Here is a 25710-nt window from a genome sequence, read left to right as displayed (position 1 = left end):
AATCGCAGGCGAAAGACGCCAACAGCCATCAGGCCGCGCCGCCGATCACCAAATCAGCGGTAATTCGAGGTCTCCATGTGCGGTTCCCGTCGGGCAGAGGCACCATTCCGATCTGGCCGCCGAGGGACTGAGCTCTCCCTGAACCAGACATTGAACACGGTGACGGGGCCGCGTCTTCGGCTTTCGTCTCCGTGTGAACACCTACCGGTCCTGGAGGTGAGAGCGTCGCGTCTTGCGCGACGAAATCCCCGGCAGTCGCGCTCGCGCGCGATACCATCTTCACCAATTGCGCGCTCATGCCTGGAGATATCTGGTGGGGCGTGACGGATGTGCTGCCGCCGGAGCTGATCGATTGGCACGGTCTCGACTGGACGCCTCACGCCGGTCGTGCAGGGCCGCCGCACGACCGGTGCGTCGCGCGGATGTTGCTGCTGCGTCAGAGCGCGCGACCGCCATCCACCTGGATGATATGGCCGGTGGAAAAACCGAGCAACGTCGCACAGGCCAGGATGGCTGCGGCAATATCGTCGACCTCGCCGATACGGGCGAGCGGGGTCGAGGCCGCGACCTTTTCATTGAAGCCCGAATCCCGCCCGGAAACGAATTGCGTGTCGACGACGCCGGGAGAAACGGCAAGCACCCTGACCTCCGGCGCCAGCACGCGGGCGAGGGCTTTGGTCATGACGTCGATACCAGCCTTGGCTGCGCAATAGGCGATATTCGACCCTATGCCGGTGAAGGCTGCGATCGACGAGATGGAGACGACGAGCCCATCGCCGGACTTTTTCAACAGAGGGGCGAAGGCCCGGATGGCTGCGAACTGGCTTCGCCAATTTACCTTGAAGATCTCGTCGATCAGTTCGTCAGTCAGTGCATCGAGATGCCGGTGGGCGATTGGCTTGGTGAAACCGGCCGCATTGACGAGGATGTCGAGCCGGCCGAATTTCTGTTCGATGGTGCTGGCGAGGCCGCTAAGGGCGCTGGAATCCGTGATGTCGACGGCGTAGCGCGCGTGGCGTTCCGCGTTTGCAAAGGAAGAAAGCGCCGCATCCGCGCTCAAGACGCTCTGTTCGCTCGGCGTATGGGTGATGAGAACCGTTGCGCCTGCCTCCGCAAACAGGCGCCCTGTCGCGGCGCCGATCGCACCGTTCCCGCCGATTAGGAGAACTGTCTTTCCAACCAAGGACCGCGGATACGCCATAAGTTCCTCCTTCTTGACGCGCTGTCTTCGCAGTCGGCGGGAACCCGCCTGCAATTAGACGATTGATCGATGTGAGCTTAAGGCAATCGATTGCGCGAAACAACGAGCAATCGATTGCATTTCGAAGACACGGATTCTACGATTCGGGCTTGAGCCTGGAGAGGAGAGGTGGCTCTCCAATGAAATCCGACACTGTTGGCGACCAGCGCGCGATCATTCGGCAGGGAACGATTGTCAGCGCCTTCGCGCAGCTACCGGCCCTGTGCTGTCGCGCTCCATGAGTTCCACCGGCAACACGGTCTCCAATGGGATATCGTCGTCGGCGCCGGAATTCATCAGGCGCAGCAGGATCGACGCGGCGGTGATGCCGGCATCGTATTGCTGGATCCTGACAGTTGTCAGCCGTGGACGCGCCAGATGGAGGAATGGCATGTCGTTGAAACCGCTGACGGAAATGTCCGACGGGCAATCGAGGCCATTCTCCCGCAGAACGTCGATGCACCCGAGCGCTAGGCGGTCGTTTGCGCAGAGCACGGCCGTGAAATCGTGCCCGGAGGCAAGCAGGTCGCGCGTGCAGCGGGCGCCTTCGTCTTCGTCGAAGCGTATGGCGGTAACGATGAGTTCCGGATCGAAGTCGATCGACATTCTCTCGGCGGCGCTGCGAAACGCCGCGAGGCGCAGCTGGCCGGTCGAGAGATCCTGCGGTCCGGCAAGATGCGCGATTCGCCGGTGGCCGAGCTTCGTCAGGTGGCGCAGCATCTCGCAGATGCCCATGTCTTCGTCATTGATGACGTAGGGGATGTTCGAGCGTTCCACACGTCTGTTCAGCGTCACCACCGAGAGACCATCCTGGGCGGCTTTGGCAATTGAGGGATCGCTTCTGAGCACCGCCGCGTGAATGAGGCCGTCGACACCACGATCCCTGAGCACTTCGAGAAGACGAATTTCGCGCTCGCGTTCGCTATCGGTGTTGACGATGATCGACGCATATCCGAGCGGTTCCAGAACGCTTTCGATTCCGCGCAGGATCGGCGGGAAGATGGGGTTTGTGATGTCGGGGATGACCACGCCGACCGTCATCGTCCTGTTGGTGCGGAGCCCGAAGGCAATGCGATTGGGGCGATAGTCCAACCGTTCCGCCGCCGCCTGGATCTTTGCCACGACTTCCGGCGTGATGCTCTTTCGCTCAGCGGGGTCAAGCGCGCGCGACACGGTCGACACGTGAACGCCGGTCGCGCGCGCGATGTCCTTCAGGGTGGTTCGTTTCTTTTGCATGTATCACCTCGCTCCTCCATTTAAAATCTTGCCAGGAGTTTTGCAATCGTTCGCATGGGCGCTTGACAAAGCGCAAACGGTACGCATAATCGCGAACGTGCAATCGTTTGCATATCCAATTTGCGGCAAGGATTTGAGGAGCTGCCCTGCCGTCGATCGAACACAAGGCGTGAGTGGCGTCCGGCGGAGCTGGGCGATTTGTCTTTTACTCGAATGCAAACGATTGCACGCAAAACCTCTGGGAGGAGAAGAAATGGGAATCAATCGGCTGATCGCGGCAGCAACCATCAGTGTGCTTTCAGCAAGCACCGTTGCTAGCGCTGCGGAAACAATACGGATCGGAGCGTCGCTGCCGATTACCGGTGGCCTTTCGGTCAGCGGCGAGAAGCACAAGCGGGGCTACGAGCTCTGCAACAAGCTCATCAACGAAGCGGGCGGTGTTCTCGGCAAGCAGGTGGAATTGATTGTTAGCGACAATCGCTCTGATCCGGCAACGGCCATCAACCAGTACGAACGCTTCATCAATGTCGACAAGGTCGATGCCGTCTACGGCACCTTCTCGAGCCGCCTGACCTTTCCGGTCGGCAACGTTCTGTCCAAGTACAACATGGTTCACCCGGTTCCCTCGGGCGGGGCGCTCCGGATCTATGCGCAGGGCTACAAGAACCTCTTCTACTTCCAGGTCAATGCCGCCGAATACACCGGCAAGGACGTGATCGGCCTCCTGAAGGAGATCAAGGACCCGGCAGATGCGCCGAAAACTGTCGCAGTTGTCCACGCGGACGACTTCTTCGCCAACGCGATCGCCACCGGTCTCCTCGGCCAGAAGGTGATCGATCCGGCCAACGACAAGGAAATCGCCGACCTCGCTCCCGGTTACTTCAAGGAATCCGGTATCGAAGTGGTGATGGAGGAAAAGTGGCCCGAAGAAGGGTTCAATGACTGGCTGAACCTTGCAAATTCGATCAAGCGCTCCGGCGCGGAAATGATCGTCGGCCTGACGGCTTCTGCGGAAGAAGCGGTTCAGCTCATGCGCGCTCTGAAGACCGTCGGTGCATCAGCAAAGCTCGTCTATCTCAGCCAGGGCGCGCAGACGGAATTCATCGAGGGTGTCGGCAAGGATGCGGCCGATGGTGTCGTCATCCACACCACCTGGCACAAGGATGTTCCTTTCAAGAGTACGCTCGCCGGAAAGCCGTTCGACAATGCGGATTTCGTGAAGGCATTCGAAGTCGAATACGGCGTCGAGCCGGATGAGGACAGCGCCATTCCTTTCGCCGTCTGCCAGGGCATCGAGCAGGCGATCGTCGGGGCCGGCACCACGGATAACGCCAAGATGGGCGAATGGCTGCACGCCCGCACAAAGGAGCAGCCGGTTCAGACGGTTCTCGGTAATTTCAGCTGGGACGATCTGGGGCTTCCGGTCGACAAGGCGCACATCATGACGCAGTGGCAGGACGGCAAGCTGACCTTCGTTTACCCGACCGGTCAGTTCGAGGGCATCGTGCCCTTCCGCTATCCGAAGTCCGGTTTCTGACCGTTTGCGAGATAGGGGAGGGCGTTCCGCATGCGGCGCGCTCTCCCGATCGGCAGGCGTCTACTACTGAGATATCTACTGAAAGGAGATCGCGCGGATGCTCGAGGTTAAGAACCTGTGCAAGCACTACGGCGGAATTCGCGCCGTGGATGGCGCAAGCTTCACGGTCGAGAAAGGCTCGATCACGGCACTCATCGGCCCGAACGGCGCCGGCAAGACCACGGCCTTCAATTGCATCAGCCGCACCGTCGTTCCGACTTCCGGCGAGGTCTGGCTGGACGGAGATCGCATCGACAATCTGCGCCCGCACAAGATCACCGCAAAGGGTCTTAGCAGGACGTTCCAGATCTCACGCAATCTCGCCGACATGACGGTGCTAGAAAACGTGATCGTCCAGGCACGCTGCCGCGGGTTCACGGAGCTGTTTCGGCCCGCAATCTCGGCGGACGAGCGGGACAAGGCGATGTCGATCCTCGATTTCCTCGGGATCACCCGCATTGCCTACGAGGACGGGCACAACCTGTCCTACGGCCAGAAGAAACTGATGGACCTGGCCGCGCTGCTGATGGCCGATCCCAAGATCATTCTGCTGGACGAGCCGGCCGGCGGCGTCAATCCGACGCTGCTCGAGGAGATCGTCGGCCACATCAGGGCGCTCAATGCCAAGGGGCTGACGGTCCTCATCGTCGAACACAACATGGACCTGATCATGCGGCTTTCGCACCGCGTCGTCGTCATGGCGCATGGGCGGGTGATCTGCGACGGCACGCCCGATGTGGTGCGTCGCGATCCGCATGTGCTCGAAGCCTATCTGGGCGGCGTACTGGAAGAGGAAGCGGCCTGATGAGCGATCTTTTGCAAGTCACCAACATCACTGCCGGCTACGGCGACGGCCCTGCCATCCTTGATGGCGCCCGCCTGACGGTCGAGCCTGGCAAGGTCCACTGCATCATCGGCCCAAACGGCGCCGGCAAGTCCACGCTGTTGAAGGCGATCTGCGGCATGCTGACGATCCGCAAGGGCGATGTCGTCTTCAAGGGCGAGCGTCTGAACGGGCTGCGTCCGGACCAGATCCTTCGCAAGGGCATCTGTTTCGTGCCGCAGGAACGCGCGCTGTTTCCGAAGATGACGGTGCGCGAAAACCTGCGCATGGGCGGATACGTGCTCGACGACACGAAACTGCGCGACCGCCGCATCGACGAAATCCTCGAGCGCTTCCCGGTTCTGCGCGAACGGGCCGATCAGCATGCCGGAACCATGTCGGGCGGCCAGCAGCAGACGCTGGCCATGGCGCGGACGCTGATCGTCAAGCCGGACATCGTCATGTTGGATGAACCCTCCCTCGGACTCGCGCCGAAGGTGGTCCAGGAGATGTTCGACATCATGAAGATGATGTCCCAGGAGGGCGTCACGGTGCTGCTCGTTGAGCAGAACGCGATGATGGGCCTCAAGAATTCCGACTGGGGCGTTGTCCTCGACCTCGGCCGCACCCTCTTCGAAGGGTCGGCCGAAGCGGTACTGGCGGACCCTCGCATCCAGGAACTTTACCTCGGCGGCCGCAAGGTCGCGTAGCGGAGGACGTGATGACAGACATTCTTCAGATACTGATACTCGGCCTCGCGCTCGGCGGCGTGATCGCGCTGATGGGATCCGGCCTTTCGCTGGTCTTTGGCGTCATGCGCATCGTCAACCTGGCACACCCCTCACTGATCATCTGCGGCGCCTATGTCAGCTACTGGGCATTCAAGCTTTGGGGTCTCGACCCGATCGCGACGTTGCCGATCGCGGCACTGATCATGGCTGCAATCGGCGTGCTTCTCTACCGCCTCATGTTCGAAAGCCAGGCAAAAAGCGCGCGCTACTCGGAAATGACAGTGCTTTTGACCTTCGCACTGGCCATGATCGTCGAAGGTTTCCTCGGTGCCGCCTTCACCAACACCCAGCGCGTGACCTCGCCCGATTACGCGACGGATGCCTTCTTCATCGGCAGCCTGTTCATTCCGAAGGGGCAGTTCTATGCCGGTGCCGTTTCGCTGGCGATCATCGGTGCGCTGACGCTGTTCCTCAACTACTCGCGGCTTGGCTACGCCATCCGCGCAACGACCCAGAACCGCGAGGCTGCCGAGCTTCTCGGCGTTAATGTCAACCTGATCAGCATGGTGGCCTTCGCGATCGGGATCGGGCTTGCCGGCGCTGCAGGCTCTTTGGTGAGCTTCGTCTTCAGCTTCTTCCCCGCCAAGCAGTGGGAATGGATCGCGATGCTGATGTCGGTCGTCGTCCTCGGCGGCATGGGCAGCGTGCTCGGCACCGTCGTCGCCTCGCTCCTTCTCTCGGTCATCGCAGCCTTCGTCGGCACCTGGGTGGGCGCCACCTGGTCGACCATGACCTTCTTTCTCGCACTCTTCGTCATCCTGCTGATCCGTCCCCAGGGCCTGTTCGGCGAAAAACCGGAGTTGGCATAATGGCCGCAAACCTGCAACAAGCCGACGCGAGCTCGGTGCTCGAGGCCCGTCGCATTCACAATCAGAAGCTTGCGCGCCAGCATGACCAGACCCGCGCCACATGGTTTCCCCTGGCCGTGCTCGGCGTCCTGCTCGCCCTGCCGCTCCTGCAACTGACCGGCAACTACAACTACCTGCTGCATCTCGTCCTGTTTACGGCCTCCTATGCGGTCATGGCCAGCGGCTGGAACATCATCGGCGGCTTCGCCGGCTACATCTCGCTCGGACACGCGGTTTTCTTCGCGATCGGCGGCTATTTCTCAGGCGTGCTCCTGGCGCGATACGGGATCTCATCGCTGCTGACGGTACCGCTCGCCGGGCTGGTGGCTGCCGTCTGCGGTTATCTCATCGGCCTCATCACGCTGAAGGTTCGCGGCCCGAGCTTCATCATCTCTTCCATCGCGCTCCTGATGATCGCCCGTATCCTGTTCGATCACTGGGAGTTCATCGGCGGCGCCAATGGCTTGTCGCTGCCGGTGACCGACCTGCCGGTGGAGACTGCCAAACTGCCCTATTATTATGCCTTCGTGCTGATGGCTGCCTTCACCGTATGGGCGACCTATCGCATCAAGCATTCCAAGTTCGGGCTGGGCCTGCGCGCGCTTTCCAAGGACGAGGTCAAGGCGGAGAGCGCCGGCATCAACACCCGCTTCTACAAGGTCCTTGCCTTCGCGTTGTCGGCATTCTTCGTCGGGATGGCGGGTGCGGTCTGGGGCGAATACCTCACCTATCTCCGGCCGAACATCTTCCTGGTCATCCTCGTTTCGGCAAACCTGGTGCTGATGTGCATCCTCGGCGGCAAGGGCACAATTGCCGGGCCTGTCGTGGGTGCGATCCTGATCGTGGCCTTCAACGAAATCTTCGTGGCGACGCTCGGCGCGTCCGAGATCAACATCATGGCGACCGGTTTCGTCATGGTCCTGGGACTGATGTTCTTCCCCAACGGCGTGATCGGGACGCTCGCCCGCAAGGGCAAGCTGCCCCGCGTCCTCAACTGGGATTGATGGAGGCGACCATGCAGGACTTCATTCTCTACAACGCTCCTCAATCGACGTGCAGCCAACGGGTGCGATACGTTCTGCACGCGAAGGGCCTCGCCTTCGCGGAGCACAAGCTCGATCTCTTCACCGGCGATCAGCTGAAACCCGAATACCTCGCCATCAATCCGAACGGGGTCGTGCCTTCGCTCGTTCACCAGGGCCGTGCGGTCACCGACTCCGCCGTCATCATGGAGTATCTCGAGGACATTCTCCCAGGTGCGTTTCGACCACGGGACGCCTTCGGAGCGGCGAAGATGCGGGCGATGATGCGCTTCATCGACGAAGTACTGACACCTGCGATCCGGGTGCCTTCCTACAACCTCGCCTTCCTGCCGCACTACCAGGCGATGACGGCAGAGGAGTTCCAGGCGGTCTGTGACGCAAAGCCGCTTCGTCGCGAGTTCCTGATGAAGATGGGGCGCACCGGCTTCCCGGAGCAGGAAATGAACGAAGCACTCGGCCGCCTGCAACGCGGTGTTCAGCGCATGGCGAGCTGGCTCTCCGACAATGGCGGACCGTGGATCATGGGCGATGAGATGACGCTGGCAGACATCGCGGTCATGCCGGTGATCGTGCGGATGGAGGACATCGGTCTCTCGTCGATGTGGACGGAGGCGCCGGCGATCCAGCGTTGGCTCGACGCCATCCGCGCAACCGACGCCTTCACCGAGACCTACTACTACGGGTCGCTGCTGACCGAAAAATACCCGCACCTAAGGTCGGCGAAGCCCGAACTTCGGGTCTCCCAGTCAGGCCAGTGACGCGGAAAGGAGAACAGGGATGAACAGCCATATCAGCCCCGAAGTAAAACTGATCTCGAAGGAAACCGACGTCACGCCGACTGTGCTTGCCGCCATGTCGCACGGAGACGATCCGCGGCTCAAACAGCTCATGGATGCGATGGTCAGCCATCTGCATGCGTTTCTGCTGGAGACGCGTCCGACCGAGGCGGAGTTCGAATACGCCCTGCGCTGGATCACGGCGCTCGGACAGGCGACCAATGAGGCCCACAACGAAACGGTTCTTGCCGCCGACGTGCTCGGCGCATCGACGCTGATCGATCTGATCAACAACGACGGCATGCAGGGCGAGACGCTGTCGGCGCTTCTCGGGCCATTCTATCGCGGTGGCGCGCCGAAATGTGTGAACGGCGACTGCATCGCGCGCTCCGATACGCCTGGGCCGAAGCTCTATTTCACGGGTCGTGTGACGGGTCCCGCCGGTCGGCCCGTCGAGGGGGCGAGCCTCGATGTCTGGCAGGCGTCCCCGGTCGGGCTCTACGAGAACCAGGACGAGACGCAGGACGACTTCAACCTTCGCGGTCGGTTCACGACGGATAGCGATGGAAACTTTCATTTCGTGTCCGTGAAACCGGCAGGCTATCCGGTTCCAACCGATGGGCCGGTCGGCGACCTCCTGCGGGCACAGAAGCGGGCGCCGATGCGTCCGGCCCACATCCACTTCATCGTCTCGGCACCCGGCTACAAGACGCTCGTCACCCAGATCTTTTCCGACAGTCACGAAGCCCTGGTAACCGACGTTGTTTTCGGCGCGAAACAGCAGATTGTCGGGAAATTCTTCCGGCACGACAGCCCGGACTCCGCATTTCCGGGCGCCCAGGCGCCATTCTACAGCTGCAACTATCACTTCAAACTGGTGGAGGGCCAATCGATCCTGCCGGAGCCTCCGATCTCCGGAAAGAAGGTGGCGCATCATGGCTGACGGATCAAATAGATCACTCCATGGGAAGGGGAGCCAGTGATGCAGCAGAACGTCATCATTACCTGTGCGGTCACGGGCAACCTCACGACCCGGGAGAACACCCCCGCACTTCCCGTCACGCCCGAGGAGATCGCCAATTCCTGCCTGGAAGCGGCCGATGCCGGTGCGGCGATCGCGCATATTCACGTGCGGGACCCGGTTACGGCGAAGCCCTCCATGGAGCTTGGATACTACCGCGAGGTCGTCGAGCGCATACGGGCGAAGAACACGGCGCTGATCCTCAACGTGACGACCGGCCCTGGCGGGCGCTACCACCCGAGCGATGAGAACCCAGCGATCGCCGGACCACGGACCACGCTGATGCGGCCGGAAAAGCGGGTCGAGCACATTGTCGCGCTGAAACCGGACATCGCCACGCTCGATCTCAACACCATGACCTTCGGGTCGGAAGTCGTGATCAACACGCCGGCCAACGTCAAGATCATGGCCGACATCATCAACGAGGCGGGTTCCAAGCCGGAGCTCGAGGTCTTCGATACCGGGCATATCCAACTCGCACAGGACCTTTTGAAAGCGGGCGTGCTGAAGTCGCCGGCGATGTTCACGATCGTGACCGGCGTCAAGTACGGCTTCCCGTCGACCACCGACGTCATGGCGACCGCCGCTCGCATGCTGCCCGGCGACGCCGTCTGGACCGGGTTCGGGGTTGGTCGAATGTCGTTCCCGATGGCCGTCCAGGCCTATCTGCTCGGCGGTCACGTCCGCGTTGGCCTGGAGGACAACTCCTACATCGCCAAGGGCGTGCTCGCCAAAGGCAATGGCGAACTGGTCGAACGGGCAAGAGACCTGATCGAGAAGCTCGGCGGAAGGATCGCCGAGCCTTCCCAGGCCCGTCAGATCCTCGGACTGCGCGCATAAGCATTGATATCTGCAAGGAGGCATAGAATGAACATTCAGGTGGAAGCCAAGTTCGCCCGGGCATTGAGGGTGACGGAAAAATCCCCCGATCTCGACAATCTCAAGATCGACGTCGTCGACGTTGCGGTCCCGCGACCGGGACCGGGCCAGGTGCTGGTGGAGATCATGGCGGCAGGGGTAAACCCCAGCGACGTGAAAGCATCCCTCGGACACATGCCGCACGCCGTCTGGCCTCGCACGCCCGGTCGCGATTTCGGCGGCATCGTGCGCGAAGGTCCGTCGTCGATGATCGGCATGGAGATCTGGGGTGGCGGCGGCGAGCTCGGCATCACCCAGGACGGCAGCCACGCCAAATGGATGGTGCTCGATCAGAAGGCCGTGCGTGCCAAGCCCGCGAATTTCACGATGCAGGAAGCAGGCTCGATCGGCGTGCCCTTCATCACCGCCCATGAGGGCCTGCGCGAAGCCGGCGGCGTGCAGCCGACGGATGTCGTGCTCGTCTGCGGCGGCAATGGCAAGGTGGGGCAGGCGGCCATCCAACTGGCGACCATGGCGGGGGCCAAGGTCTTTGCGGTCGAATACAACGAGCAGCCGCTGCTGGCGCATACCAACGCGCCCGTCGAGATGCTGAACAGCGCCAAGGATGATGTCGCCGCGATCGTGCGCGAGAAGACCGGCGGCCACGGCGCCGACATCGTCTTCAACACGGTCGGCAGCCCCTATTTCGAAATCGCCAACAACGCGATGGCGAAGCAGGCTCGACAGGTGTTCATCTCCACCTTCGATCGCGCAGTGCCTTTCGATATCTTCAACTTCTTCCGAGGCCGCCACAAATATATCGGCATCGACACGCTGGCACTGTCTTCCGTCGAGGGCGCGCGCATCTTCGACAAGCTCAAACCGAAGTTCGAAGAGGGCAAGCTCAAGCCGTTCCCGATCAATCCGGCGACCGTCTACGGCCTCTCCGACGCCGCAAAGGCCTATGCTTCGGTGTTGCGCGGCACGCCCGAGCGTGTGCTGCTGGTGCCTTAAGGAGAGGGCGATGCAGGTGACACGCTATGGCGGCGCCAAGCCATACGAGGCGGCAGAGCATTACGGCATGCATTGTCTGCGGCTTCAGGGAAAGGAGGCGACGACGACCGATACGATCTGGATCGGCCTGTCGCACCTCCTGCCTGGCGGCCATACGTCGCTGAAAGACGCCACGGTCGAAAAGATCTACATCGTCGTTGCGGGCGAGGTAACGGTCGAAACCGGCACCGAGGGCGCCACACTGGGCTTTCTCGACAGTTGCAGGCTGGCACCCGGCGAGGCGCGCTCTCGTCAACCGCACCAATGCGCCGGCGTCCATCCTTCTCGCCATGCCGACCTGAGCGCGTCGCCGAGAAGTGGGGAGCTTTGATGGGGTCATCGGGTCGGTACAGGCTGGGGTGCGTGAGCCACGCATCCCCAGCGACGGTCGATTTTGTGTCGCGCCGGGAGCAATGGTGATCGGTGACGTCGGCTCGATGAACGTGTCAGCATACGGGAGGACGTGCATGGTGCAGAGTGAAAACCGGTTGGCCAGCGTCGTCGAGCACTGGCTCCCGCGCATGGAGGTTGCCGGGATACCGTCGGTGACGGCGCGCGCGGTGATCGAGCGCGCCGGAGTATGGCAAAAGTGGCTTTCGACGTGGAGCGAAGAGGGCGAGCGTCAGGCCGAACTCGGCGATATGGCTCTTGCTGTCGGTCGCCACATAACAGCGGGCGAGGCCTATGCCCGCGCAAGCCTTTTCTATCATTTCGGACAGTTCATGGCGTTCGAGGACCTTGAAGCCAAGGCGAGGGCAGCCGCTCGGAAGGTGGAACTCTACCGCCTCGCCGCTCCCTTGCTCGATCCGCCGGCCGAGATGATCGCCGTACCGTTCGAAGGCGGGGTCCTGCAGGCGTCCCTGCGGATCCCGAAGGGAGAAAGCCGCTATCCGCTGGCGCTGATCATTCCCGGCTCGGATTCGACCAAGGAGGAGTTCCCGGCATTCGAGCGGCATTTCCATGCCCGCGGTGTTGCCACCATGTCTTTCGACGGACCCGGGCAGGGCGAGGGGCGTTCAATGGGAGCGTTGCGCCCGGATATTGGTCCGGCCGTTCAGGCGGCAATCACGTCGGTAGAAGCGCATCCGAGACTTTCGGGAAAGGTCACCCTCGTCGGCATGGCCTTCGGCGGCTTTCTCGCCCTGCGCGCGGCTGCGTCGGTGCCGACAGCGGCTGGCATCGTCTCCATCAACGGCTCCTTCGATCTCGGCGGGTTCTGGGGCGAACTGCCGCAAGTCTATCGAGACAACATGCGCTTCTCACTTGGCGGCGAGGACGTCCGCGAGCGCGCGGATTGCTTCACCCTTTGGGGATGCGCGCCGCCAACTGTGCCGGCTCTCATTCTTCACGGCGGCCGTGACAGGATCTTCCCACCCTCCGAAGCGGCGAACTGTGCCGACATCTGCTCTCGTGGAGCCGAGCTACACATATTCGAGGAGGGCAACCACGTCTGCAACAACATCCCCTGGCTCTATCGCCCGCTCGTCGCCGATTGGGTGGCGGAGCGTTTGAGCCGGTAACAGAGCCGCTAGGCCCACCAGCGCGGCCGTCTCGCTTGGCCCGACCGAGGTCACGGGCAAGAGTCAACGCCGTTTGCATAGCAGCCTCTCGCGGACGGCTATTCCTCACAAAGCGCAATCAGTGCCGTCGGCGAAAGCTTGTCGAGCGCAAGGTCGGCAAATGGTCGTTGTCGCTCACGAGATCGCGGCCCATCGCCGCCGAGAACAGGCTGGCCTCGAGCAACCATGCGGGGGTGGCCGACGATGCGGCCGAGAAGGCTGGTCAGCTTGCTGACGGCCGGTCAGAAGCGTCACGCCCCAGACGTTGATGAGCAAGCTCACGCCCTCCGTGCCATCCGTCGCGGCAGATAGAGCGCACCGAAGGAGCTGTGCGAACTGACAACGACCGGCCTTGGCGAGGAAGCCACCATGTCGCAAGCGATCGCACCCGCGCCGAGAACACCGAGACGCATAAACCCCTCCCTGCAATCCGCTTCAGAAGCTCTCGAAGGCCGGCCCTCACGGTCTTTGAGACGGACCAAGAGCCGATGTGTCCCGTTACGAGCCGGCTCATCGGATTTTCTACGAACGGCTCCAACAAAGAAACTTGTCTTTTGTCACTAGCGTATAGAATGCGTTTTATGCAGTATGAGTAAGTCACAATGCATGGAGCGCATGATAATCCATGGAAGTTCGCGATCTCGAGGCCTTTCTCGCAGTCATGTCGACAGGCAGCATCACCGGCGCCGCCCGCATGCTTGACCGATCGCAATCCCAGGTGACGCGGCTTATTCAGGATCTGGAAACGTCGCTTGGATTTGCGCTGTTCGAGCGAAATGGTCCCAAGATCTCCCCGACAGACAAGGGGATTGCCTTCCACGAAGATGCCGAACGCTTTCTCAGCGGCATCGGCCACCTGCGCAATCGCGCCAAGGCAATTGCCGGCAAGGAACCCGAGCCGATCGAGATCGCCGCAACGCCGGCTTTTGCGAGTGGCATCATCCCGATCGCGCTTGCGGAACTACCCGAGCATTTTCTGCCGCACACAATCCAGCTTCGCAGCATGCCGGCGGAAGCGGCCGTGCAGTCGGTGCTTGCGCGCACCGCGGATTTCTGCGTGACGTCTCTGCCGGCCGATCAGCCGGGGCTGGAAGTGCTGGGGCTTTTCGAGGGGCGCTGCGTGGCCGCGGTGGCGCCGCATGATCCGCTGGCCGCGAAAGAGGTGATTTCGATCGCCGATCTCGCGGGACGCACTCTCATAACCATGGCCAACCCGTTTCGTCTGCGCCGTCGTGTCGACGAAGCACTGGAGGCGGCGAATGTGCAGCCCAATCGCGTCATCGCGACCAATGCGGCCAACAACGCCGTGCAGATCGCGTCGCTCGGTCTAGGCATCGCGATCATCGAGCCTGCGACGGCCTATGGCTCGCAATCGGCGCCCGTCGCAGTTCGCCCGCTTGATGTCGAGATTCCCTTCCTTTGGGCGATCCTGTCGGCGGCCTCGCGCCCGCTCTCGGCCGGCGTCCAGGAACTGGTTCAACGCATCGCGCGGATCGCATCGGAGCGCATGCCGGATTTCACCGTCCACGATCCGCGACAGATGGCGCGCATCGCCGAAAAGACCTTCGCCGGCCGAAATGCCGGCGATGGCACGCTGTCGGACAACCGGCAGCGAAATAAAGGGGAGCAAAAGCTCGACACGCCCGAGAACGAAAACTGAGCTCGTAAAATGAGGAGAACGACATGAAGAATTTGGACGTAACCCGCCGCTCGACTTTGAAACTGCTGGCGACGGGCGCAGGCGTATTGGCCGCGCCATCGATCATCCGTCCCGCCTTTGCTGAGAGTAAGGTCGTCAACATCACGACCTATGACAAATTCGTACCGCAATCCTTCATCGACCAGTTCCAGAAGGATACGGGCATCGAGGTCCGCATCCGGCTGACCGACGACCAGGGAAAGCAGTACAACCTGCTGACCGCCGAAGGTGCCACGCCTTCCACGGACATCGTGACCGTTACCGGCCACCGCCTGTCTCAGTTCATGAAGTCCAACTTGCTGGCGTCCCTCGACACCGCGCGGCTCAAGAACTGGGACAAGCTTGCCGCCGCCTACAAGGGTGCGCCGCAGCTCACCGTGGACGGCAAGACCTTCGGCGTGCCGCTGCTTGCGGGCTTTGAGGGTCTCGTACGCAACACGGAATACGCCAAGGCCTCCGATAGCTGGGGCATCATGTTCGATGACGAGAACAAGAACCTGACGTCGTACATCGTCAGCGACTTCCTCTCCATCGTCATGCGCTACCAGGGCAATGACGGCGACTATGTGACCTATGGCGACAAGCCCGATGTAGCGCAGACCGCAACGAACCAGGCGCGTGACTTCCTGATCCAGCACAAGGACAAGGTGCGCAAATACTACGATGCGGGCTCCGAGCTGCAGCAGATGTTCGTCAACGAGGACATCTATCTGGCGCAGGCCTGGTCCGGGCCGGCCGCCAAGCTCGTCATGGACGGCCATCCGATCGAGATCTCGGTGCCCAAGGAAGGGACCTTCGGCTTCCTCTATTCGTTCAACGTCGTCAACAACGCGCCGAACGCGGACGCCGCCTACACCTTCCTTGATGCGATCCTGTCCTCGCCGGAAATCGGCGCGGCGATGACCCGTCAGTCCGGCTTCTCTTCGGCCTTCGACGGGGTCGACAAGGTGCTGAACGACAAGGAGCGCGCGGCCCTGTCGCTGCCGCCCGAGCAGGTCGAACGCATCCAGTTCTTCAGCTCGATCAACCGCGACATGAAGAACGACATGATCGACAAGGCCGCTGCGGAGATCAAGGCAGCCTGACTGCGGCCTTCTGGGTGACCGGTCTTCCGGCCGGTCACCCATAAAAAATGGACTCTTCCAGAGCCGGGAACAAAAGAATGCTGGATACGACAACGCAACCGCGATCCGTCGGTTTGCCGACGGCACCGCGCTACGCCGGATGGATCGGCAGGGCGGCGAGTTCGGGACTCTATCGCAACACGATCGGGCTTCTCGTCGACAGCCGACGTGTGCGTCTCGCCGTGCTTGCGGGCGTGCCGCTTCTGTGGATCGCCATGCTGCACATCGGGCCGATCCTGCAGATGGCCAATATCAGCCTTCTCGCCAACTATCCGCCGCAACCCGACAAGAGCAGCGAGTACACGCTGGCAAATTACGGGCTTTTCTTTTCCGACCGGCTCTATTTCGTGCCCTTCGTCCGCAGCCTGGTCTTTGCCGCGGTGGTCACGATCTCGACGCTGGTGATCGTCTATCCCGTCGCCTACTACGTCGCGAAGGTGGTGCAGCCGAAGAACCGGATGCGGGCATTGTTGCTGTTGCTCATTCCCTTCTGGGCCGGCGAGCTGATCCGTACCTTTTCGGTCATCATGTTGCTTGCCAATCGTGGAGCGCTGAACGTGCTCCTCAGGGAATTCGGCTTCATCGACCGGCCGATCCCGATGCTCTACACCTTCTTTTCGCTGAGCTTCGGCGTCATCTACCTGCTGGCGCTCTACATGCTCCTGCCGCTCTATTCGGCGATCGAGAAGATACCGACGCCGTTGATCCAGGCGGCGGCCGATCTCGGCGCCGGGCCTTTCCAACGGTTCCGCCGGGTCATCCTGCCGCTCTCGAAAGACGGCATCGTCTCCGGTTGCAGCCTCGTCTATCTGACCGCCGTCGGCGTCTTCGCCGCGCCGCTGCTGCTGGGCGGCCCGAATTCAGTCATTTTCCCCGAGGTTATCGCGACGCTGTTCCACGGGTCGAACGACAAATGGCCGGAAGGCGCTGCGTTCTCGATGATCATGCTGGTGGTGTCGTTGACGACCGTCGGGCTTTTCATGCGGGTGGTCGGCGGCCGCTCCGTCCGGTTGATGTGAGGGCGGGCTGATGCGAACCTATTTCAAAGACCTTCCCAAGACCGCGCTCGGCGCTTCCTACTGGATCTTCGCCGTCTATCTGGTTCTGCCGCTGGCGCTGATGATGGCGATGAGCTTCAAGGATGCGAACTTCATCGCCTTCCCGATCGGCAACTGGACGCTCTCCTGGTACAGCAAGGTGGTTCAGGACAAGCAGTTCCTCGAAGCCTCGCTCTATTCGATCGGCATTGCGCTCGCCACCACCATCTCGGCGACGATCATCGGCGTCTGGATCGCGCTCCTCGTTTCGGCGGAAAACATCTGGGGCAAGGCGGTCATCTTCGCGCTCGCCTGTCTGCCTGCGGTCGTGCCGGGACTGATCAACGCCATTTCCATGCGCATCTTCATCCGCACCGTCGACATTCCGACCGGAACCTTCGCGATCATCCTCGCGCATGCGGTTCACGCGGTGCCCTTCGTCGTCATCATGGTGCTGACCCGGCTGCGTTCGATGCCAGCCAATTTGGTGGATGCGGCGCGCGATCTCGGAGCCGATCCCTTCATCGCCTTCCTGCGCGTCACCATCCCCTATCTGATGCCGGCGCTCTTCGGCGGCATGATCTTCTGCGTCCTGACCAGCATCGACGACTTCGTCCGCACCTTCTTCCTCGGCGGCTACCAGCCGACATTGCCCATGCTGATCTTCGCCAAGGTGCAAGGGGGCATGTCGCCGGAAATCAACGCCATGGCAACGATCGTTCTCGTCGTCACCACCGCCATCGGCGTCTATGCCGAGCATTTCACCCGCCGTTCCAGGAGCTGACGCGAATGCAGCCTGTCGTCCATTTCAAGAACGTCAACAAATCCTATGGGGCCCTTACCGCCGTCGACGATCTCGACCTGGCGATAGAGCCGGGCCAGTTCGTCACGCTGCTCGGCCCGTCCGGCTGCGGCAAGTCGACGACGCTGCGCATGCTCGGCGGTTTCGATAGCCCGACCTCAGGGGAGATCTATCTCGAAGGCAAGCCAATCACGCACCTGCCTCCCAACAAGCGCAACGTCAATATCGTCTTCCAGGACTACGCGCTTTTCCCGCACCTGACGGTCGGCCGCAACATCGCCTTCGGCCTGGAATTGAAGGGGATGGAGCATGCGGCGATCCACAAACGGGTCACCGAGCTTCTCTCCCTTGTCTCGCTCCAGGACCATGCCGAGCGGATGCCCGCTCAGCTCTCCGGGGGACAGCGCCAGCGCGTGGCCCTGATGCGGGCGCTGGCGCCCGATCCGAACGTGCTCTTGCTCGACGAGCCGCTTTCGGCGCTCGATGCGAAACTGCGCCAGCAGATGCAGATCGAGCTGAAATCGATCCAGCAGAAGACCGGCAAGACTTTCATCTTCGTCACCCACGACCAGGAGGAGGCGCTGACCATGTCCGATGTCATCGTCGTGATGAACAAGGGCAGGATCGAGCAGATGGGCGGCCCCGATGAGCTCTATGCCCGGCCCCGCAGCCGCTTCGTCGCGGATTTCATCGGCCAGAGCAATTTTCTCGAGGGTGCCGTCGTCTCTGTTTCGGACGGAATCGCTGCTGTCGAATGGCGCGGCAATGTCGTGCACGCGGACGTGAACGGGACGTCGCCCGTGCCCGGTGAACGCGCCACGTTGGCGCTTCGGCCGGAGGCGCTTTACTGCCTGTCGAGCAAGCCCGAGGGACGGCCGGCGCTCAAGGGACGCGTCGATCAGCGTGTCTTCAAGGGCGCGCACACCACGCTGACCGTCGCTCTCGAAAACGGCAGCAGCCTGCTGGTCCAGATCGATCCCGTGGCGCTTTCGCATATCGAGGGTGACGACGTGTGGGTGGGCTGGCGCGACCGGGACGCCGTCCTGCTGGCGAATTGAACTGGAGACCGGGATGATCAACAATCTACAACAACAGCAACGGCTTGCGGAGCTGAACGCGCGGGTAAGGCAGGATCTCAGCTATCTCAACTACCCGCCAGCCAATTGGTCGAAGCCCGTCACCACCTCGGCTGGCGAGCCAGTGAGCGATGTGGTCGTCATTGGTGGTGGCATGTGCGGGCTTGTCGCCTGGCATGCCCTGACGCGCGCCGGCATCGCCAATCTTCGCGTCGTCGATCGCGCGCCGAAAGGCTATGAGGGGCCATGGGTTACCTATGCACGCATGGAAACGCTGCGCTCGCCGAAGATCCTTCTTGGCCCGGCGCTCGGGGTTGCCTCGCTCAGCTTCCGTGCCTGGTTCACGGCACTCCATGGCGAAGCGGAATGGGAGGAATTGTTCCGGATCCCGCGCTCGATGTGGATGGATTACCTCCGCTGGTATCGCGATGTCATGGACATTCCGGTCGAGAATGACACGCACGTCACCCGTGTCGTGCCGCGCGCCGACGGGCTGCTGGATCTTGAAATCGCCGGTGGGGCAAAGCCTGCGATCGTCACCCGCAAATTGGTGATGGCCACTGGCCGCGACGGCCTGGGTGAACCGACCATTCCCGACTTCGTCAAGGGCATGGAGCGGCATACCTCCTGGGCGCATTCGGCCGACGACATCGACTTCGATCGACTGAAGGGCAAACGCGTCGCCGTCATCGGCGTCGGCGCTTCGGCGGTCGACAATGCGGCAGAGGCGTTGGAGCAGGGGGCAGGGGAGGTGCGCCTTCTCGCCCGGCGCAAGGAGATGCCGACGGTCAACAAGCTGATGGGCATCGGCTCCTACGGGGTCACCGCAGGTTTTGCCGAGATTTCACCGGAATGGCGCTGGCGCCTGATGGACTATGCGGCCAAGCAGCAGACGCCGGCGCCGCACAACTCGACGCTGCGCGTCAGCCGGCATGCAAACGCCTATTTCCACTTCGACTGCGGTATCCGGTCGATGAAGGAGGAGGGCGGTGAAGTCGTCATCACCACCACCAGCGGCCGCATCTTCCGCACCGATTTCGTCATTCTCGGCACGGGTTTCACGATCGATCCGTCGAGCCGCGGCGAGCTAGCGCCCTATCAGGACCAGATCGCCTGCTGGGAGCACCGCTATACGCCGCCGGCAGGGGAGGAGAATCCCGGACTTGGGCGCTTCCCCTGGCTGAACGGAGACTTCTCCTTCACCGAGAAGGAGCCGGGTGCAGCACCCTGGCTGATGGATATCCATTGCTTCAACTACGGCGCATCCGTCAGCGTCGGCAAGGTCAGCGGCGATATCCCTGCCATTAGCGAGGGCGCCCTGTGGTTGGCGCGCGGTGTTGCCGCCTCGCTCTTCATTCGTGACGTTGATTACCATTGGGAAGCGCTCATCGCCTACGAGAAGCCGGAACTCGACGGGACCGAATGGGTCGATGCCGATGCGCCAACGCCGGCACAGAAGACGGCATGAACCCCTCCGAATTTCAGACGACTGGAAAAGCCAATGACCGCTCCATCGACAAATGACGTGATCGATACCGTACTCGGCCTTGATCGCTTCCCCGACCTTCAGGCGCTGCGCGAACAGCGGACAAAGCAGAAGCACCTGAGCCAGACGAGCTACCAGGCGGCCCTTCGTCCCGCCGAACCGCGCAATTTCTCCTATGCGCTGAGGGCTGCGCTTGCTGCACGCATGGCGGCACTCTGGAAGTCGCATGAGCTTTCCGCGCATTTCCGGGATTTGCTCGAGAGCGAGGAGGGGGGCTCCGCCCTGGTGTCGATCGCCAATGCAGGCAACGGGGCCGAAGGTGCGGATACGCGCCTTGTTGCGATCCTCGCCCATGTCGATCTTGTCACGCTTTCGCCGAAGGAGGCGACGCGCGCCAACATCGAAAAGCTCACCGCCGCAGGGCTCGACGACCGGGACATCGTTGCGCTCGCCGGCCTCATCGCCTTCGTGAACTATCAGGTGCTGGTGGTGGCCGGCCTCAAGATGCTGAGGGACAACTGAGATGTCGCAACCCGTACACGAATTCACTGTCGAGGCGCTTGACTGGAAGCCCTACGTCAAGCCGGTCGATGTCGAAACGGCGACGGTCGAACAGATCGATGCGCTGAAGATCACGCCATCCAACAAGAAGATCTCGGACTATGTCCTGGTGCTCGCCAACGAGCCGGAAACCTTGAAGGAGCGCACGCCGCTCTTCAACGACATCATGTATAGCGAGGGCGGGCTCTCCCGCGGCGGGCGGGAGATCGGAGCGCTCGCCGCCTCCTTCGTCAATCGCTGCATCTATTGCGCGTCCGTCCACGCGGCGCGCTACATCCAGCTCGAAAAGCGGCCGGAGGTGGTGGACGAAATCTATGACCGCGGCCTCGACGCGAACTTGCCGGAATTCGAGCAGGCGCTGTTCAATTTCGGCGTCGACCTGACGGCCCGTCCCGACAATGTCGGCGCCTACCAGTTCTACCATTTGCGCGAGATCGGCCTCGACGAGCTCCAGATCCTCGATCTCATTCATGCGGTCGCGATCTTCGGCTGGGCCAACCGGCTGATGCATACGCTCGGCGAACCGCACCGGCTGGATTGAGTGGGACACGCGCCTTCCGACCGCGCGGGCTTTACGATCCGCCCCTTCGACATCGCCCATCGCGACGTGCTCCGCATCGCGTTGCCGATGATGATTGCCTATCTGTCGAGCCCACTCGTCGGGCTCGTCGCGACCGGCGTCATTGGTCAGTTGCGCGACGAGGCCCTGATCGGGGGCGTGGCGCTTTCCACCGTCATTTTCGACGTCATCTTTGTCACCTTCAACTTCCTGCGCGGCGCGACCACAGGTTTCACCGCGCAGGCGCTAGGGGCGGGGGACCGGCGCGAAGAGCAGCGCATGCTTGCCAGCGGTCTCATCATCGCGCTTGTAGCGGGGTTGGCGCTGCTCGCGCTGCAGAAGCCGATCGGGGCGCTTGGTCTTGCCGCAATGGGGGCGGAAGGGAAGGTGGCCGAGGCGGCGGCCACCTATTTCGCCTGGCGTGTCTGGTCGGCGCCCTTCGTGTTGTTCAATTTCGTAGTCTTCGGCTGGATCATCGGACGTGGCGACGCGCTCTGGGGCATGATCCTGCAAACTCTGCTGAACGGGCTGAATGCAGCGTTGAGCATCTACTGGGCCCTGGGCCTCGGCTGGGGCGTGGCGGGTGTTGCGGCCGCCTCGCTGGTGGCTGAAGCGATTACGGCTCTGGCAGGACTTTATCTCGTCTGGGCGAAGACCGACCGAACCGCATGGAACCTGCCGAACCTTGCCGCTTTCCGTCGTGCCTTTTCGGTCAACGGCGACATGATGATCCGCTCCTTCGCGCTTCTGATCGGCCTGTCCTTCTTCACGCGCCAGAGCGGCATGCTCGGTATCGAAATTCTTGCGGCGAATACGATCCTTCTACGCTTCTATTTCTTCGGCGTCGCTTTTCTCGACGGCGTGGCAACCGCGGCGGAGCAGCTTGCCGGCCGCGCGGTCGGCGCACGCTACCGGCCGGCCTTTGATCGTGCGGTCGGACTGACGACATTGTGGGGCTTCGTCTTCGCCGGTCTTGTGGCACTCGCGCTGCTTGCCGCCGGGGACTGGGTGATCGCCATCACCGCCCCAACGGAGAGCGTGTCCGCGCTCGCGCATGGCTATTTGCCCTATGTCGCAGCACTTCCGATCTTCGGCATCGTCGCCTTTCAGATGGACGGCGTCTACATTGGCGCCACCTGGTCGAGGCAGATGCGAAACCTGATGGTGGCGTCGCTGGTCATCTACTTTGCTGCCTGGGCGGTCCTGCAGCCTGTCTTCGGCAATGACGGACTATGGATCGCGCTGATCCTGTTCCAAAGTGCCCGCAGCGTTGCATTTCGACTGATGCTGCCGCGGCTGGCCGATCGTACGTTTCAGACAGGAACGGTAGCGCCTGGCTGATTGCGTCGCTCGGGTGCGTCGTTCCAGGGCAGGGCGGAAGTCCAGCGGTGCGGGTTGCATCTCACGCCCCGCCGGAAGCGACGCTCTATAGACAACTTCTCGCGGACCTTGTCCGCACATTCCTACTGCAGAACGACGACGGCTTCGACCTCGAACAGCATAGGGTCGATTGCAAGCTTGGGAACGGGAACCAGGGTCTGTGCCGGCAGCGCCGTGCCGAACATTTCCTTGACGTTCTCGGTCAACACCCCAAGCTTTGACATGTCGTGGTCAACCACGAAGATCGTGAGCTTGGCGACCTGATCCGGGCGCGCGCCGAGCGCATCGAGGGCCGCGCGCAAATTCGCATAGGCCTGCTTAACCTGGACGGCGAAGTCGGGTGACAAAGCACCCGTGCCGTCTTGGCCGCCCTGTCCGGAAATGTAGGCCACCCGGGCACCGGGGGGCGTGACCACTGCGGTGCTATAGCCATTGGGCGAGGGGTCGTAGAGGGTCTTGGGATTGACGATGGTCAGCTTGCTCTCATTCGCCGTTGCCGCACTGGGGATTCCGATATTCATGATGATTAGCCCTCCGATAAGCACATGCTTGACTGTGCGCGACATGATTTTCTCGCTCCGAACGCCATGAGCACGGCTCTCGCGCCGGCATGATTTGACCATGAGTCCGATCATTGATGAATGAATCGTACGCTGTACGATTTATTTGCATCGTACCGCGTACGAGTCAACGGGTGAGGGTCGACATTCATCGTGTTTCCGGCCAAATTCGATGGACTGATTGACGAGGAAGACGGAATGGCGGCCAAAAGTAGCGGCACGCGGACGAAACGATCGCAACGCGCGAATGTGAAACGCCAACCCGGGCAGGAACCGCGCAGTGACGGCTCGCTTTCTCTGGAACGTATCGTAGCGACCGCTGTGGAACTGCTGGACGCTGAAGGCGTCGGCGGGTTGACGATGCGTCGGTTGGCCGAGCGCTGCGGATCGGGGGTGATGAGCCTCTATTGGCACGTCGACACAAAGGAGGATGTCTTCGATCTCGCGCTCGACTCGGTGCTCGAATATCGCGGCCCTTGGCAAACAGGTGAGTCCCAGGACTGGCGTTCAGAAGTCGTCCATATGCTCGAAGACTGGCGCGCCAGCATGCTGCGTCATCCTTGGTCGGCATCGCTTTTGCCGAGCCGGGCACTTGGCGCAAACGTCCTCGGCCGTCTGGAACTGCTCGGCACGGCCTTGTCCAGAGCCGGTGTCGCAGACGCGGATCTGAACGTGACAATCTGGTCGCTTTGGAACCATGTCCTGGGCGCCACCGTCACGCTCGCGAGCTTCGACCGATCGGACGAAGACAAGGCGGCCGCGCAGCAGCGCCTTACGCAGCTCAGTGAACGCTATCCGACGATCGAGCGCTCGCGGCTGTTGCTGGACAACAATTGGGACGGCACGTTCAGGAAGGGCCTCGATTTCCTGCTCGATGGCCTGACCCCGAAACAGTGAGGACGCTCACGTCGAGGCAGTCTTGTCGACGTGCCGTTAGCGGCGTCGTCTCAAGCACATGCAAGCGAGGACAAGAGGGAGAACGGGGCGACCGTGTCCAGATAGCGTTCGCGGATCAGATCCAGCGCCGCATTGCGGAAATCCTCGCTGTGGCGCCGATTGCTCGGCCGGGATCGCTTCTTCGAAACAAGACCGGCCGGACCATCTTGATCATAAGCCTGCAGCAGTCTGTGGATCTGACTTCGACTGAGGTCGAGTACTTTCAGGTCATCATCGGTGATCGAAAGCGGATCGACGTCTCTCGAAAGCCATTTGCGAACACGACGATTGGTGTTCTCGACCGTGCCTTTTTGCCAGGGCGACTGCGGGTCGCAGAACCATGTCTGCGCTCCGATGCCGGCCTGCAGATACGGCCATTCGGTGAATTCCGTGCCGCGGTCAAAGGTAATCGACCGGCGGGCGAGATGGGGCAGGGATTGCAGCGTTTGGATCAGCCCGTCCATGATCGGTCGCGACTGCCGGTCATTGTTGCGCAGGATCAAGGATGAAGTGCGACTTGCGATAGATACCAATGGGTTGTCACTCGCAAGGAATGTCTCATGAGACGCACCTACTCCCAAATCGATATGGATGAACGTCGTAGGATCGCCAAGTGGCGAACGGCTGGTCTTAGCGCCACGGTTATCGCCGAGAAGCTTGGACGGCATCGCTCGACGATTTTCCGTGAACTGAGCCGCAATGCTTTTGAAGACGCGCAGATGCCGGAGCTCAGCGGCTACTACTGCGTCACCGCCAACGAGATGGCGCGTGAACGCAGAGCCAAGCTGCGTAAGCTTGCTCGTTTCGCGCATGTGCGTCGATCGGTGATTGAGCGGATCATGCATGGTTGGTCGCCACAACAGATCGCCGGTCGCATGCGGCTGGAGCGTCATCCGATTTCCGTCAGCTACGAGACGATTTACAAATTCGCCTATTCGGCAGACGGCCTTGCCATCAAACTGTGGCGGCATCTGCCGGAATGTCGCGCGAGACGTCGCCCGCGGCATGCCAGGCGTCGCTACGGCCGCCGTTTCAGCCCGGAACTCAACATTCTCCACCGTCCGGACACTGTCGCCGAGCGCAAGCAGTTCGGCCATTGGGAGTGCGATCTCATTCAGTTTCGCAAGAAGTTCGGCAAGGCCAACGTGACGTCGCTGGTTGAGCGGGTCAGCCGCTTTGCCGTCTTAACCCACCCGGCTACACACGATGTGGCGGCCAGGTTGAACTGTCCGCTTTGGCGCAAAGTAGAAATGTCACTTGAGCTGCCCTACTGCACAGCGACCAGCCCCGATCTGACCGGCTGATCCGGTTGCAAGATCAGATCGGGGCGGGTGGGGAGCACTCCTTCGGCTTTAGCTTTGAGAGCTCGGTCAGGGGATCATTCCGCAGCATCAAGTCGGGACAGGGCCTGCTCGCGCCGAGCAATCACCACCGGATCGTTCATGAAATCCGTCCGCTTGCCCGGCTTGCGGCCACGCGGTTTGTAGCCATTCTTCTCGCTGTTCGTCTTCACCGCCGGCTGCGTCTGCTGCTCCTGGCGTTCCTTGATATAGGCCAGGACATCACCGAGCCGCTTGTTCTCGGTGATCGCTGCGCGGCGGCAATCACGGTGAGATTCAGCGTCAATCAGGATGAGACTCGGCGGCGGGGGTGTGACGAAGGGAGG

Annotated in this window: 24 protein-coding genes and 5 pseudogenes; 23 read left to right on the top strand and 6 right to left on the bottom strand. The window is 61.8% G+C overall.

Going from position 1 to position 25710, the window contains the following annotated elements:
* Positions 1-269: 269 nt before the first annotated feature.
* Positions 270-383: pseudogene (locus AC3WWH_RS33050) on the top strand (phosphoenolpyruvate carboxykinase domain-containing protein); the annotation flags it as partial.
* A 53-nt stretch (positions 384-436) separates the two neighbouring features.
* Here AC3WWH_RS33050 and AC3WWH_RS33045 read toward each other — a convergent pair.
* Both AC3WWH_RS33045 and AC3WWH_RS33040 read right to left on the bottom strand, forming a co-directional pair.
* Entirely contained in the window at positions 437-1201 is a 765-nt protein-coding gene (locus AC3WWH_RS33045; RefSeq protein WP_058324440.1) for an SDR family NAD(P)-dependent oxidoreductase, read from the bottom strand.
* 234 nt (positions 1202-1435) lie between these two features.
* A complete protein-coding gene (locus AC3WWH_RS33040) occupies positions 1436-2476 on the bottom strand; it encodes a LacI family DNA-binding transcriptional regulator (protein ID WP_058324441.1) in 1041 nt (346 codons plus the stop codon).
* 253 nt (positions 2477-2729) lie between these two features.
* On the opposite strand from AC3WWH_RS33040, the gene AC3WWH_RS33035 reads away from it, so the two are divergent.
* From AC3WWH_RS33035 to AC3WWH_RS32940, 20 genes are all read left to right on the top strand, one after another.
* Positions 2730-4013: an amino acid ABC transporter substrate-binding protein gene (locus AC3WWH_RS33035; RefSeq protein WP_058324442.1), complete on the top strand. Its 1284-nt coding sequence runs from the start codon at positions 2730-2732 to the stop codon at positions 4011-4013.
* A 97-nt stretch (positions 4014-4110) separates the two neighbouring features.
* Positions 4111-4857: an ABC transporter ATP-binding protein gene (locus AC3WWH_RS33030; RefSeq protein WP_058324443.1), complete on the top strand. Its 747-nt coding sequence runs from the start codon at positions 4111-4113 to the stop codon at positions 4855-4857.
* Positions 4857-5585, top strand: a complete 729-nt coding sequence (locus AC3WWH_RS33025; protein ID WP_058324444.1) for an ABC transporter ATP-binding protein — start codon at positions 4857-4859, stop codon at positions 5583-5585. The genes AC3WWH_RS33030 and AC3WWH_RS33025 overlap by 1 nt, the downstream gene beginning before the upstream one ends.
* A gap of 11 nt (positions 5586-5596) precedes the next feature.
* The gene (locus tag AC3WWH_RS33020) at positions 5597-6475 is read left to right on the top strand and encodes a branched-chain amino acid ABC transporter permease (protein ID WP_058324445.1); all 879 of its coding nucleotides are present in this window, start codon (positions 5597-5599) and stop codon (positions 6473-6475) included.
* On the top strand, positions 6475-7518 hold the full coding sequence (locus AC3WWH_RS33015) for a branched-chain amino acid ABC transporter permease (RefSeq protein ID WP_113399719.1): 1044 nt from the start codon (positions 6475-6477) through the stop codon (positions 7516-7518). Before AC3WWH_RS33020 ends, AC3WWH_RS33015 begins: the two co-directional genes overlap by 1 nt.
* An 11-nt stretch (positions 7519-7529) precedes the next feature.
* Entirely contained in the window at positions 7530-8315 is a 786-nt protein-coding gene (locus AC3WWH_RS33010; protein ID WP_058324456.1) for a glutathione S-transferase family protein, read from the top strand.
* Positions 8316-8334: 19 nt separating this feature from the next.
* Positions 8335-9276 (top strand): dioxygenase family protein, encoded by a 942-nt coding sequence (locus AC3WWH_RS33005; RefSeq protein ID WP_492377569.1) that lies wholly within the window; start codon positions 8335-8337, stop codon positions 9274-9276.
* 39 nt (positions 9277-9315) lie between these two features.
* The gene (locus AC3WWH_RS33000; protein ID WP_113399720.1) at positions 9316-10194 is read left to right on the top strand and encodes a beta-keto acid cleavage family enzyme; all 879 of its coding nucleotides are present in this window, start codon (positions 9316-9318) and stop codon (positions 10192-10194) included.
* 27 nt (positions 10195-10221) lie between these two features.
* Entirely contained in the window at positions 10222-11226 is a 1005-nt protein-coding gene (locus tag AC3WWH_RS32995; RefSeq protein WP_492377568.1) for a quinone oxidoreductase family protein, read from the top strand.
* Positions 11227-11236: 10 nt separating this feature from the next.
* Positions 11237-11596 carry a cupin domain-containing protein gene (locus AC3WWH_RS32990; RefSeq protein WP_197417439.1) on the top strand — a complete coding sequence of 120 codons (360 nt, stop codon included), beginning with the start codon at positions 11237-11239 and terminating at the stop codon, positions 11594-11596.
* A gap of 136 nt (positions 11597-11732) precedes the next feature.
* Positions 11733-12785 carry an alpha/beta hydrolase family protein gene (locus AC3WWH_RS32985; protein WP_492377567.1) on the top strand — a complete coding sequence of 351 codons (1053 nt, stop codon included), beginning with the start codon at positions 11733-11735 and terminating at the stop codon, positions 12783-12785.
* A gap of 664 nt (positions 12786-13449) precedes the next feature.
* On the top strand, positions 13450-14484 hold the full coding sequence (locus tag AC3WWH_RS32980; RefSeq protein ID WP_082641174.1) for a LysR family transcriptional regulator: 1035 nt from the start codon (positions 13450-13452) through the stop codon (positions 14482-14484).
* Positions 14485-14507: 23 nt separating this feature from the next.
* Entirely contained in the window at positions 14508-15608 is a 1101-nt protein-coding gene (locus AC3WWH_RS32975; protein WP_057251145.1) for an extracellular solute-binding protein, read from the top strand.
* A gap of 77 nt (positions 15609-15685) precedes the next feature.
* Positions 15686-16666: an ABC transporter permease gene (locus AC3WWH_RS32970; RefSeq protein ID WP_082641175.1), complete on the top strand. Its 981-nt coding sequence runs from the start codon at positions 15686-15688 to the stop codon at positions 16664-16666.
* Positions 16667-16676: 10 nt separating this feature from the next.
* Complete coding sequence (locus AC3WWH_RS32965) at positions 16677-17468, top strand: ABC transporter permease (protein ID WP_113399722.1); 792 nt, start codon at positions 16677-16679, stop codon at positions 17466-17468.
* Between the two features lie 5 nt (positions 17469-17473).
* Positions 17474-18544 carry an ABC transporter ATP-binding protein gene (locus AC3WWH_RS32960; RefSeq protein WP_113399723.1) on the top strand — a complete coding sequence of 357 codons (1071 nt, stop codon included), beginning with the start codon at positions 17474-17476 and terminating at the stop codon, positions 18542-18544.
* A gap of 13 nt (positions 18545-18557) precedes the next feature.
* On the top strand, positions 18558-20030 hold the full coding sequence (locus tag AC3WWH_RS32955; protein WP_113399724.1) for a flavin-containing monooxygenase: 1473 nt from the start codon (positions 18558-18560) through the stop codon (positions 20028-20030).
* A 33-nt stretch (positions 20031-20063) separates the two neighbouring features.
* On the top strand, positions 20064-20570 hold the full coding sequence (locus AC3WWH_RS32950) for a carboxymuconolactone decarboxylase family protein (protein WP_113399725.1): 507 nt from the start codon (positions 20064-20066) through the stop codon (positions 20568-20570).
* 1 nt (position 20571) lies between these two features.
* Positions 20572-21150 carry a peroxidase-related enzyme gene (locus AC3WWH_RS32945; protein WP_058324451.1) on the top strand — a complete coding sequence of 193 codons (579 nt, stop codon included), beginning with the start codon at positions 20572-20574 and terminating at the stop codon, positions 21148-21150.
* Entirely contained in the window at positions 21151-22509 is a 1359-nt protein-coding gene (locus AC3WWH_RS32940) for an MATE family efflux transporter (RefSeq protein WP_058324452.1), read from the top strand.
* 122 nt (positions 22510-22631) lie between these two features.
* On the opposite strand, the gene AC3WWH_RS32935 is transcribed toward AC3WWH_RS32940, so the two are convergent.
* Positions 22632-23114, bottom strand: coding sequence for a RidA family protein (locus AC3WWH_RS32935; protein WP_058324453.1), 483 nt, complete (start codon positions 23112-23114; stop codon positions 22632-22634).
* Positions 23115-23306: 192 nt separating this feature from the next.
* Between AC3WWH_RS32935 and AC3WWH_RS32930 the strand changes: the two genes are divergently transcribed.
* A complete protein-coding gene (locus tag AC3WWH_RS32930; RefSeq protein WP_058324454.1) occupies positions 23307-24005 on the top strand; it encodes a TetR/AcrR family transcriptional regulator in 699 nt (232 codons plus the stop codon).
* 95 nt (positions 24006-24100) lie between these two features.
* On the opposite strand, the pseudogene AC3WWH_RS32925 reads toward AC3WWH_RS32930, so the two are convergent.
* A pseudogene (locus tag AC3WWH_RS32925) lies at positions 24101-24262 on the bottom strand (ISNCY family transposase); the annotation flags it as partial.
* A 6-nt stretch (positions 24263-24268) separates the two neighbouring features.
* Positions 24269-24544 (bottom strand): annotated as a pseudogene (locus AC3WWH_RS32920) (IS30 family transposase); the annotation flags it as partial.
* A 60-nt stretch (positions 24545-24604) separates the two neighbouring features.
* On the opposite strand from AC3WWH_RS32920, the pseudogene AC3WWH_RS32915 reads away from it, so the two are divergent.
* Positions 24605-25237: pseudogene (locus AC3WWH_RS32915) on the top strand (IS30 family transposase); the annotation flags it as partial.
* A gap of 185 nt (positions 25238-25422) precedes the next feature.
* Here AC3WWH_RS32915 and AC3WWH_RS32910 read toward each other — a convergent pair.
* A pseudogene (locus AC3WWH_RS32910) lies at positions 25423-25710 on the bottom strand (hypothetical protein); the annotation flags it as partial.

Source organism: Ensifer sp. EB106-03-01-XG145 (assembly GCF_058792075.1).
Note: the sequence above shows the minus strand (reverse complement) of the source record. Positions and strands in the feature narration are given on the sequence as shown.